The 11,002-nt window shown below is 67.6% G+C and carries 9 protein-coding genes; 7 read left to right on the forward strand and 2 right to left on the reverse strand.

Annotation, left to right across the window (positions count from 1 at the left end; all coding sequences use genetic code 11):
* Positions 1–33: 33 nt before the first annotated feature.
* From ACWRN3_RS02625 to ACWRN3_RS02640, 4 genes are all read left to right on the forward strand, one after another.
* Positions 34–1,239: an argininosuccinate synthase gene (locus ACWRN3_RS02625; RefSeq protein WP_056338239.1), complete on the forward strand. Its 1,206-nt coding sequence runs from the start codon at positions 34–36 to the stop codon at positions 1,237–1,239.
* A gap of 5 nt (positions 1,240–1,244) precedes the next feature.
* Positions 1,245–2,672: an argininosuccinate lyase gene (gene argH / locus ACWRN3_RS02630; protein WP_476739802.1), complete on the forward strand. Its 1,428-nt coding sequence runs from the start codon at positions 1,245–1,247 to the stop codon at positions 2,670–2,672.
* 70 nt (positions 2,673–2,742) lie between these two features.
* On the forward strand, positions 2,743–3,291 hold the full coding sequence (locus tag ACWRN3_RS02635) for a pyridoxine/pyridoxamine 5'-phosphate oxidase (protein ID WP_476739803.1): 549 nt from the start codon (positions 2,743–2,745) through the stop codon (positions 3,289–3,291).
* 21 nt (positions 3,292–3,312) lie between these two features.
* On the forward strand, positions 3,313–4,050 hold the full coding sequence (locus ACWRN3_RS02640; protein WP_476739804.1) for a maleylpyruvate isomerase family mycothiol-dependent enzyme: 738 nt from the start codon (positions 3,313–3,315) through the stop codon (positions 4,048–4,050).
* A gap of 89 nt (positions 4,051–4,139) precedes the next feature.
* Here ACWRN3_RS02640 and ACWRN3_RS02645 read toward each other — a convergent pair whose 3' ends face one another.
* On the reverse strand, positions 4,140–4,634 hold the full coding sequence (locus ACWRN3_RS02645) for a methylated-DNA--[protein]-cysteine S-methyltransferase (RefSeq protein ID WP_324644722.1): 495 nt from the start codon (positions 4,632–4,634) through the stop codon (positions 4,140–4,142).
* Positions 4,631–6,109 (reverse strand): AlkA N-terminal domain-containing protein, encoded by a 1,479-nt coding sequence (locus ACWRN3_RS02650; RefSeq protein ID WP_324644723.1) that lies wholly within the window; start codon positions 6,107–6,109, stop codon positions 4,631–4,633. Before ACWRN3_RS02650 ends, ACWRN3_RS02645 begins: the two co-directional genes overlap by 4 nt.
* A 129-nt stretch (positions 6,110–6,238) precedes the next feature.
* Here ACWRN3_RS02650 and ACWRN3_RS02655 point away from each other — a divergent pair, with 129 nt between their 5' ends.
* The 3 genes from ACWRN3_RS02655 to tyrS are packed head-to-tail and all read left to right on the forward strand — an operon-like array spanning position 6,239 to position 10,556.
* Complete coding sequence (locus ACWRN3_RS02655; protein ID WP_324644724.1) at positions 6,239–6,928, forward strand: DNA-3-methyladenine glycosylase; 690 nt, start codon at positions 6,239–6,241, stop codon at positions 6,926–6,928.
* A 51-nt stretch (positions 6,929–6,979) separates the two neighbouring features.
* Entirely contained in the window at positions 6,980–9,208 is a 2,229-nt protein-coding gene (locus ACWRN3_RS02660) for a HelD family protein (RefSeq protein WP_476739805.1), read from the forward strand.
* Between the two features lie 34 nt (positions 9,209–9,242).
* Positions 9,243–10,556: a tyrosine--tRNA ligase gene (gene tyrS / locus ACWRN3_RS02665; RefSeq protein ID WP_255175087.1), complete on the forward strand. Its 1,314-nt coding sequence runs from the start codon at positions 9,243–9,245 to the stop codon at positions 10,554–10,556.
* Positions 10,557–11,002 lie beyond the last annotated feature (446 nt).

Raw genomic sequence — 11,002 nt, forward strand, 5'->3', positions numbered from 1 at the left:
GAATCAACCAACCCCCAACAAGGAGCATTTAAAGTGACTGAACGCATTGTGCTGGCCTACTCCGGCGGCCTGGACACGTCCGTAGCCATCGGCTGGATCGGTGAAGCCACCGGTGCCGAGGTCATCGCCGTGGCGGTCGACGTCGGACAGGGCGGCGAATCGCTGGAAACCATCCGCCAGCGCGCCCTCGGCTGCGGCGCCGTGGAGGCCTACGTGGCCGACGCGTCGGACGAGTTCGCCAACGAATACTGCGTCCCCACGCTGAAGGCCAACGCCCTGTACCAGGGCCACTACCCGTTGGTGTCCGCCATCTCCCGCCCGGTCATCGTCAAGCACCTGGTCAAGGCTGCCCGCGAATTCGGTGCCACCACCGTGGCGCACGGCTGCACCGGCAAGGGCAACGACCAGGTCCGCTTCGAAGTGGGCATCCAGACCCTGGGCCCGGACCTGAAGTGCATCGCACCGGTCCGCGACCTCGCCCTGACCCGCGACAAGGCCATCGCCTTCGCCGAGGAAAAGGGACTGCCGATCGAGACCACCAAGAAGAACCCGTACTCCATCGACCAGAACGTCTGGGGACGCGCCGTCGAAACCGGCTACCTCGAGGACATCTGGAACGCCCCCACCAAGGACATCTACGACTACACCGCCACCCCGGAGTTCCCGCCGGCACCGGATGAAGTCACCATCTCCTTTGAAGCCGGCGTGCCCGTCGCGATCGACGGTGTCAAGGTCACCCCGCTGCAGGCCATCAAGGAACTGAACCGCCGCGCCGGTGCACAGGGCGTCGGCCGCATCGACGTCGTCGAGGACCGCCTGGTGGGCATCAAGTCCCGCGAAATCTACGAAGCCCCCGGCGCCATGGCGCTGATCACCGCCCACAAGCACCTCGAGGACATCACCGTCGAGCGCGAGCAGGCCCGCTTCAAGGCCACCGTTGGCCAGCGCTGGGCCGAGCTGGTCTACGACGGCCAGTGGTTCTCCCCGCTGAAGCGCTCACTGGACGCCTTCATCGAGGACACCCAGAAGTACGTCTCCGGCGACATCCGCATGACCCTGCACGGCGGCCAGGCCATCGTCAACGGCCGCCGCTCCGACACCTCGCTGTACGACTTCTCGCTGGCCACCTACGACACCGGTGACACCTTCGACCAGTCCCAGGCCAAGGGCTTCATCGAGCTGTGGGGCATGTCCGCCAAGGTTGCTTCCGGCCGCGACATCCGCGTCGCAGGGAAGTAGCCCGCGTGGCTGAGCAAAAAACGGAGGCAACCAACGCAGGTGCCCTGTGGGGCGGCCGGTTCGCCGGCGGCCCCGCGGACGCCCTCGCGGCGTTGAGCAAGTCCACGCACTTCGACTGGCGGCTGGCCCGCTACGACATCGCCGGTTCCAAGGCGCATGCCCGCGTGCTGCACAAAGCCGGCCTGTTGGACGACGCGGAGCTGGAAGGCATGCTCGTGGCCCTGACGCAGCTGGACGAGGACGTGGCGTCCGGCGCCTACCTGCCGGCAGAGTCCGATGAGGACGTGCACGGTTCGCTGGAACGCGGGCTGATCGAGCGCGCCGGTGCCCAGCTGGGCGGCAAGCTCCGTGCAGGCCGGTCCCGCAACGACCAGGTGGCAACCCTGGGCCGGATGTTCCTGCGCGACCACGCCCGGATCATCGCCCGCGGTGTCCTGGCCACCGTGGACGCGCTCGTGGCGCAGGCCAAGGCGCACCACGGTGTCGCCATGCCGGGCCGCACCCATCTGCAGCACGCCCAGCCGGTCCTGCTCAGCCACCATCTCCTGGCCCACGCCTGGGCCCTGCTGCGCGACGTGCAGCGGCTCCAGGACTGGGACAAGCGGGCCGGCGTTTCGCCCTACGGTTCCGGTGCACTGGCCGGCTCCTCGCTGGGCCTGGACCCGGAAGCAGTGGCTGCGGACCTCGGGTTCTTCTCCGCCGTGCACAACTCGATCGACGGCACCGCCTCCCGCGATGTCTTCGCCGAGTTCGCGTGGGTCTGCTCGATGATCGGCGTGGACCTGTCCCGGATCTCCGAGGAAGTCATCTTCTGGGCCACCAAGGAGTTCTCCTTCGTCACGCTGGATGATTCGTACTCCACGGGGTCCTCGATCATGCCGCAGAAGAAGAACCCGGATGTGGCCGAGCTGGCCCGCGGCAAGGCGGGGCGTTTGATCGGCAACCTCACCGGGCTGCTGGCCACGCTCAAGGGCCTGCCGCTGGCGTACAACCGCGACCTGCAGGAGGACAAGGAGCCGGTGTTCGACGCCGCCGACACCCTGGAGCTGCTGCTCCCGGCCGTGTCCGGCATGATCGCCACCCTGACGTTCAACACGGAACGGATGGAATCGCTGGCTCCGCAGGGCTTCGCGCTGGCCACGGACATCGCCGAGTGGCTGGTCCGCCAGGGCGTGCCGTTCCGCGAGGCCCACGAGTTGTCCGGTGCCGCCGTGAAGCAGGCCGAGTCCCGCGGCGTTGAGCTGTGGGACCTGACGGACGAAGAGTACGCCGCGATCTCGGATCACCTTACCCCCGAGGTCCGGACCGTGCTGTCCACGGAGGGTTCGCTCAACAGCCGGAACTCCCAGGGCGGAACGGCGCCGGCCGCCGTCGAACGCCAGCTGGCCGCGCTGGAAGGCGAGCTTGCCGGTGTGCGGGAGTACGCCGGGTAGGAAACATTGTTGGCAGGGCCCCGGGGCACGTTCCCCCGGGGCCCTTGGCATCTGTGGCTAGGCTGGGGCCATGAGCGAAACCTTCCGCAAGTTCCTTCGCACCCTGCCCGACTTCCCGTCCGACCTGCCCGGCTTCGACCCGGCCAACGCGCCGCAGGACCCGGCGTTGCTCTTCAAGCAGTGGCTTGACGAGGCACTGGATGCGGGGGAGCAGCAGCCGCACGCCTTCAGCCTGGCCACGGTAGGTGCGGGGGACGGGGACGCCCCGCAGCCTTCTTCCCGGATGCTCATCCTGAAGAACATTGACGACGACGGCTGGCACTTCGCCACGTCCCGCACCTCCCGCAAGGGCCGCGAGCTGTCGGAGTCACCGCGCGCGGCGATGAATTTCTATTGGCCGGGCCTGGGCCGTCAGGTCCGTGTGGTGGGCACCGTGGTTGAGCTTTCCGCCGAAGCCTCCGCCGTCGACTGGCACGAGCGGCCCCGGGCCGACGGCAGCGACAACCCGGACTGGCAGCTCTACGCCCTCGAGCCTGCCGAAATCGAGTTCTGGCAGGCCAGCAACGACCGCCGGCACGTCCGCCACCGTGTCGGGCGGGATGGAAGCCCGCTGGACTGACTGCTCGGCTAGGCTGGCCGCATGACCTCACCTTCCCCTGCCGCCCTCCTCGCCGAACTGCACAAGGCCGCGGACGCGCTGACCGCTGCGGTGGACCGGATTCCGGCCGGCGGCGAAAGGGATCCCTCCACCCTTCCCGGCTGGAGCCGCGGCCATCTCCTGGCCCACATCGCCGGCATCTGCGGCGCGCTGGCCCGCCAGGTGGAATACGGGCGGTCCGGCAGGACGGTGGAGCTGTACGACGGCGGCGTGGACGGCCGCAACCGGGCCATCGAGCTTGCCGCCGGCCACAGCCTGGAGGAGCACCGGGAAGACGTGGCGGCCGCGGTGCAGCGGGCACTGGCGGCCTTCGATGGGCTGGGGGAGGACGAATGGCCGACGCGCATCGCCTTCCGCGACGGCGTGATCTTCGACGCCGGTTTGGCGCTCTGGCGCGAGCTGGTCATCCACACCGCGGACCTGGACACCGGCGCGGGACCCGAGACCTGGAACAGGGCATTCTGCTCCCACCTCTTCGACTTCCTCGCCGCCCGCGTGCCGGCGGAAACCCGGCTGGTGCTGCAGCCCGTGGCACTTCCGCCGCTGACCCTCGGAACCGGCGGCAGCACCGTCGTCGTCAGCGGGATGGTGACGGACATCGCCGCGTGGCTCGCGGGCCGGGAGCCGTCGCTGGACAGCCTGCGGGCCACGGCCGCCGGGGACGGCACCGATCTTCCCGGCCTGTTGCCCTGGCCGTCGGCCATGCCCGACCCGAAGTAGCCATTCGTTGCTCCATCACTTGTGGTCCCTAAACCGGGGTTTTAGGGACCACAAGTGATGGAGCAACCCAGGGGCAGGGGAGGGAGTGGTCAGGCGGCCTCGCGGGCCAGCAGGCTCTCCTTGACTCGCAGGCCCCAGCGGAAACCGCCCAATGAGCCGTCGGTCCGGATGACGCGGTGGCACGGCACGAACAGGGCAGCCGCGTTGAACGCGCAGGCACTGGCGGCGGCCCGCACGGCGCGCGGGTTGCCGGCCAGGGCGGCGTACTCCGAGTAGGTGACGGGTGAGCCCGGCTTGACCTGCCGCAGCACATCCCAGGCGTGGGCACGGAACGGTCCGGACTGCTGGCGGACCGGCACCGCCATGGCCGGGGCCGGGTCACCGGCATAGAAGGCCTCCACGGCGGAGGAGATCCCGGCAAGATCCGTTACCTCTTCCACGGCGTCGGGCCGCAGCGCTGGATGGACCTGGCCGGTCAGTTCGGCCAGGCCGGCCGTCCAGCCGGACGCAAGGACCACGCCATCCTGGGCAAGGACAGTAAACGGACCGTCCGGCGTGGACAGCTGCAGCAGTTGGGCTTTCATGGCGTCCCTTTCGCGGGAATGGTGGTTCTTGCGGCGGGCCGGGCGGCAGCGCGCCAGAGATGCATGGTGGCGTAGGAGCGCCACGGGCTGGTCTCCCGGAAGTCCGGGCTCAGGTGGTTGGTTCCATTATCGAGGGCACGGATCCCGTTCCGCACGGCGGCGTCGTTGGCAAGGAAAATGTCCGGGGCGCCCAGGACCCGCATGGCGACGTACCCCACCGTCCAGGGCCCGACGCCGGGGAGCGGCAAAAGTGCCGCGGTGAGGCTTGGGAGGTCGTCGCCGTAGCCGAAGTCCAGGCGGCCGCCGGCCATGGCCTCCGCAGCATGCAGCAGCGACTCGGTCCGGCGCTTTGGTCCGCGAAGCAGGTGTCCTGCAGCTGCGACTTCCGCCGGAGTGGGAAACAGGCGGTCCAGGCCGTCGCCGGGTGCACTGGCGTGACTGCCCGCCGCGGACAGCTGGGTCAAGGCTGTCCTGGCGGCCGCCACCGTGATCTGCTGGCCCACCATGGCCCGGATCAGCAGTTCCTGCGGGTCTACCGCGCCCGGCAGGCGCATCCCCGGTGCGGCGTCAACGGAGCCGGCAAGCCTGGGATCGGCGGCGAGCGTGCCGTCGATCGCTTCCGGGTCCGCATCCAGGTCGAACAGCCTGCGGACACGGCTGAGCAGCGCCGGAAGGTCGCGAAGGTCCACCGCGCCGATGGTGAGGGTCAACGGCCGTTCCCGGGCCCCGTCGTCGTACTCCACCCTGAAGCGCGCGTCGCCGTGGGGGAGCCGCAGCGTCCGGGCATAGGAAGTGGGCGTGCCGTCCTCGACTCCGGGGATGGCGCGGACCGCCAGGAAGGAGAAGATGCCCGGATCGAAAGGCGGCCGGTAGGGCAGGCCCAGGGTCAGGGCTGTGGCGCCGGTGACGGGCGCAGACTGGCGGACGGTCCTCCTGAGCGCCGTGGGCGTCATATCGAACACCTCGGCGATGGTCTCGTTGAACTGCCTGACGCTGCTGAAGCCTGCCGCAAAGGCGACGTCGGCGAGTTTCATCGATGTTGAAACCAGCAGGGTGCGGGCCGTCTGGGCCCTGGCGGCGCGGGCCAATGACAGGGGACCGGCGCCAAGCTCCTGGCCGAGGATCCGGTTCAGCTGGCGCGGCGAATATCCCAGCCGGGCGGCCAGGCCCGCCACGCCGTCGCGGTTGATCACGCCATCGTTGATCAGGCGCATCGCGCGCCCCGCGATGTCCTGCCGCACGTTCCAGGCCGGGGTGCCTGGGACCGCCTCCGGCAGGCAGCGCTTGCAGGCGCGGTAGCCTGCCTCGTGCGCTGCGGCGGACGTCTCGTAGAACGTGACGTTGGATGCCTTGGGGGTCCGGGCGGGGCAGGAGGGCCGGCAGTAGATCCCGGTGGTGCGGACGGCCGTGAAGAACTGGCCGTCGAACCGGGTATCACGGGCATCGATTGCCCGGTAGCGCTGCCAGAAGTCCATGCCTCCATCCTGCCAGCCGCCGGCCACTGCTTCTAGCGGAAATCGGACATGGCCGTGGTCGCACAGAACCACCCCGGACCCCTTTTCCGGTGGCGGATGAAACCTGCGGGATCTGGGTAAGGTCACGTAATGAACCAAAGCGCTGGGGCAATGGCACTGCTGCGGGAATTCCTGTCCGCGGACGCCCGGGAACTCGCACCAAAGCTGCTCGGTGCCGTGCTGACCCATGAGTCCCGCGACGGTGCCGTCTCCGTCCGGCTCACCGAGTTGGAGGCCTATATGGGCCCCGAGGACTCCCTGCACCCCGACCCCGGCTCCCACACCTACCGCGGCCCCACGCCCCGCAACGCCCCCATGTTCGGCCCCGCCGGCCACCTCTACGTCTACTTCACCTATGGAATGCACCACTGCACCAACATCGTGTGCGGTCCGGCCGGCGTCGCGTCCGCCCTGCTGCTCCGGGCAGGGGAAGTGGTGGACGGGCTGGAGCTGGCCCGGCTGCGCCGTCCGACGTCTAAAACTCCTGCGGACCTTGCCAGCGGGCCGGCACGCCTTGCCAAAGCGCTGGGATTGACGACGGCGGACAGCGGCCGGGATGCGCTGGCTCCGCCGTTCCGGCTGGAACTTCCGTCCGCTCCCGCCGGCGCGGTCAGTTCCGGTCCCCGGGTGGGGGTGGCCGGCGCCGGAGGCACGGACGAATACGCCTGGCGGTACTGGCTCACCGGCGACCCCACCGTGTCCAGATACAAGGCAGCGAAGCCGCGGACCCGGAAGCAGGCAGCGGAACACCGGCCGGATGCAACGTTTCACCTGCGTTAACGGAAATGGTTGTAGAATGGACGGTCTGTCTTTTGCGATAGGGGAACGTTAATGCTTGACTCCGAATTGGCCCACGAACGGGAGTACGTAGCCGGCCTGTACGCCCGGCTGGAGGAACTCCGGGAGGAAAAGCGCCGCCAGCTGGCGCAGGTCCGTCGTGCCGGAGCCGTGGGCACCATGCAGAACGTTTCGGAGCGGGACGCTTTCGCCGCACTGTATGAGGACCGCCTGGCGCAGCTGGACGCCGTGGATGACCGGCTGGTTTTTGGCCGCCTGGACCTGGACTCCGGCGAAGCGCAGTACATCGGCCGCATTGGCCTCACCACCGAGGACCTGCAGCGTCTCATGGTGGACTGGCGCGCCCCCGAGGCCGGGCACTTCTACCAGGCCACGGCCTTTGACCGGCAGGGCGTCCGCCGCCGCCGGCACCTGATCCTGCAGGGACGCGAGGTCAAGGCCATCGAGGACGATGTCCTGGACGCCGGGATGCTCACGGACGACGAGTCGCTCCAGGGCGAAGGTGCCCTGCTGGCTGCCCTGAACTCCAAGCGGACCGGCCGCATGTCGGACATCGTCAGCACCATCCAGTCGGAGCAGGACCGGATCATCCGCTCCTCCATCTCCGGCGCCGTCGTGGTCCAGGGCGGCCCCGGCACGGGCAAGACCGCCGTGGCCCTGCACCGCGCCGCCTACCTGCTCTATACCCACCGTGACCGCCTCAAAAGTGCCGGCGTGCTGCTGGTGGGGCCGTCGTCGTCGTTCATGAAATACATCGAACGCGTGCTGCCCTCGCTGGGCGAGACCGGCGTGGTCATGGCCAGCCTTGGCCGCCTGATGCCCGGCATCCACGCCGTCCCGGAAACAGATGCTGACGTCGCCGCCATCAAGGGGCGCCTGGACATGGCCGCCATCGTGGCCAACGCCGTTTCCAACCGCATGCGCGTCCCCGCCCAGAACCGGATCCTCGAAGTGGACGGCCGCAAGCTCACCCTCACGCCCCGGCAGGTGCGCCGCGCGCGCGAACGTGCCCGCGCCACCGGCAAGCCGTACAACGAGGCCCGCGTGACGTTCGTGAAGATCCTGCTGCGCGAACTGACGGAACAGATGACCGAACTCGTCGAAGCCGGAAACATCGGCAACAACGCGGACCGCTCGTACCTTGCCGAGGACGTCCGGACCGCCCGCGACGTCCGGATCGCCCTGAACCTGTGCTGGATGCCCATGACGCCGGAGAAGCTGATTTCCGACCTCTTCAGCAAGCCGGAGGTGCTGGAATTCTGCACCCCGAACCTGACCCCGGCCGAGCGGGCGCTGCTGCAGCGCCCGGCCGATGCGCCGTGGACCGAGTCCGACGTCCCGCTCCTGGATGAGGCCGCCGAGCTGCTCGGTGAGCTGGACCCGGCGGCAGGCCGCGGATTGGCCCAGCAGGAGCACGACCGTGCCCGGGACCTCGCCAACGCAAAGCAGACCCTGGTCAACATGGAGGCCGCCGGCGTCGATCCATTGATGTCCGCTGAAGAACTGGCGGAGCAGAACCGGGAGCAGGAGGCCCGGCAGACGGCGGCCGAACGCGCAACGAGCGACCGCACGTGGGCCTTCGGGCACATCGTGGTGGATGAGGCCCAGGAACTTTCGCCCATGCAGTGGCGTCTGCTGGTGCGCCGCTGCCCGCTGAAGTCCTTCACCATCGTGGGCGATATTGCCCAGACCAGTTCCGTTGCCGGGGCCAATTCCTGGCAGGGGGCGCTGGCCCCGATGTTCGGCGACCGCTGGCAGCTGGAGGAGCTGACCGTCAACTACCGCACCCCGTCCCAGATCGCCGAGGCTGCCGTCAGGATGGCCAACGCCGCGGGCCTGGTGGTCTCCGCACCCAAGGCTGTCCGGGAGGGCCGCTGGGCCCCCATCATCGACGAAGTGTCCGCCGGCGGCATCGTGGACCGGCTGGTGGAGGTCCTTCCGGAGGAGCTTGCGGCGCTCGACGGCGGCCTGCTCGCCGTGATTGCCGACGGTGACCTCCTGCCCCAGGCAACGGCGGCCCTCCGCGCCGTATACGGCCGCAGGATCGGCTCCGGGGCCGGCAGCTATGAGCAGGACATCGTGGTCATCAGCCCGCGTGAGGCAAAGGGCCTGGAGTTCGACGGCGTCGTGGTCCTGGAACCGTCCGTGATGCTCAACCACGAGCACGGCAAAGTGGGGGACCTCTACGTGGCCATGACCCGCGCCACGCAACGGCTGCGGCTGATTGCGGCGCAACCCGTGCCCGCCGGTATTGCCGGCTGACGGGGCCGTCGGCGTTACTGCTAACTTAGGAAGCGTGCCAGAACTGAACAACCTCGAACCGCAGCGCAACGACCCCACTTTCGCCAACATTTGGCAGGAACTGAAGTGGCGTGGGCTGGTCCATGTCTCCACCGATGAAGCGGAGCTCGAAAAGCTCCTCGCCAACGGGCCGGTCACGTACTATTGCGGCTTCGACCCCACCGCGCCGAGCCTGCACCTGGGTAACCTGGTCCAGCTCCTGGTCATGCGGCGGCTTCAGCTTGCAGGGCACAGGCCGCTCGGCCTGGTGGGTGGGTCCACCGGCATGATCGGGGACCCGCGTCCGACGGCGGAACGCACCTTGAACACCAAGGACACGGTGGCGGAGTGGGTTGGCTACCTCCAGGCCCAGGTGCAGCGCTTCCTCAGCTTCGAGGGGGACAACGCTGCCAGGATGGTGAACAACCTGGACTGGACGGCGCCGCTGAGCGCCATCGACTTCCTGCGCGAAGTGGGCAAGCACTTCCGCGTGGGCACCATGCTGCGCAAGGACGCCGTGGCATCCCGGCTGAACTCGGATGAAGGCATCAGCTACACCGAGTTCAGCTACCAGATCCTGCAGGGCATGGACTACCTGCAGCTTTACCGCGACTACGGCTGCGTCCTGCAGACCGGCGGCTCGGACCAGTGGGGCAACCTCACCAGCGGCACGGAACTGATCCGGAAGGTGGAGGGCAAGAGCGTCCACGCGCTGGGGACCCCGCTCATCACCAACTCTGACGGAACCAAGTTCGGCAAGAGCGAGGGCAACGCCATCTGGCTCGATGCCGGCATGTGCAGCCCGTATGCGTTCTACCAGTTCTGGCTCAACACTGCGGACGCGGACGTGGTGGACCGGCTCAAGGTGTTCACGTTCCTGACCCGCGCCGAGATCGAAGAGATTGCCGTTTCAGTGGCGGAACGTCCGTTCGCGCGGGAGGGGCAGCGGAAGCTTGCCTTTGAAGTGACCTCATTGGTGCACGGCGTTGACGCCACCGAAAAGGTCATCGCAGCTTCGGCGGCGCTCTTTGGCAACGGTGATTTGGCTGCCCTGGATAAGGCAACCCTGCAGGCTGCAACCTCCGAACTTCCTTCCACCACGGTGCAGGTGGATGAGATGGGGATTGTGGACCTGCTGGTGGCGTCCGGTCTTTCCGAAAGCAAGTCCGCCGCGCGCCGGACCGTGGGTGAAGGCGGAGCCTACGTGAACAACGAGAAAGTCTCGGATCCTGAAGCTGTGATCTCCGAGTCGGAGCTCCTGCATGGCCAGTACCTGCTCCTGCGCAGGGGCAAGAAGAACCTTGCCACCGTGGAGGTACTCGTCCCGTAACCCCGGGAGCGCAACCTACCACCTGCACGCCCCTCAGCGGCCGATTTGCGCGGCCGCGGAGGGGCGTGTATTGTTTTCTGAGTCGCCGCCGCTGAGTGGTGACAAACCCCCAACTGATATTGAGAAGCGATTCTCGGCCATGCGGTGCATGGAACGAAGAATGCTTCTCATTCTGCTGGGCGGATTCATTCCCCTGAGTGAATTCCGGGAAAACAACCGGATTTGCAAAAGCGAATATGAATGAAATAAGATAAAAACATCGCAGCGAAGAAATACGGAAAAGAAATTCTCTTTTGAATTTGTTCCGGGAATATTCGAATGTGTCTGTTGTTTGAGAACTCAATAGTGTGCCAAGTTTGTTGATACCGATTATGTATGTAATTGGTTGAATTTGCCGAATCGTGCCGCCCCTGTGGTGTGGTTTGGTGTTTTTAGCTGGTTTCAAA

Source organism: Pseudarthrobacter sp. rb, assembly GCF_056389225.1.

Bases quoted from the DNA above. Each gene is read 5' to 3' on its own strand.
- ACWRN3_RS02635 (WP_476739803.1), top strand. From the start codon at position 2,743: ATGAGCGAAACCTTCCGCAAGTTCCTTCGCACCCTGCCCGACTTCCCG.
- ACWRN3_RS02640 (WP_476739804.1), top strand. From the start codon at position 3,313: ATGACCTCACCTTCCCCTGCCGCCCTCCTCGCCGAACTGCACAAGGCC.
- ACWRN3_RS02645 (WP_324644722.1), bottom strand. From the start codon at position 4,634: ATGAAAGCCCAACTGCTGCAGCTGTCCACGCCGGACGGTCCGTTTACT.
- ACWRN3_RS02650 (WP_324644723.1), bottom strand. From the start codon at position 6,109: ATGGACTTCTGGCAGCGCTACCGGGCAATCGATGCCCGTGATACCCGG.
- ACWRN3_RS02655 (WP_324644724.1), top strand. From the start codon at position 6,239: ATGAACCAAAGCGCTGGGGCAATGGCACTGCTGCGGGAATTCCTGTCC.
- ACWRN3_RS02660 (WP_476739805.1), top strand. From the start codon at position 6,980: ATGCTTGACTCCGAATTGGCCCACGAACGGGAGTACGTAGCCGGCCTG.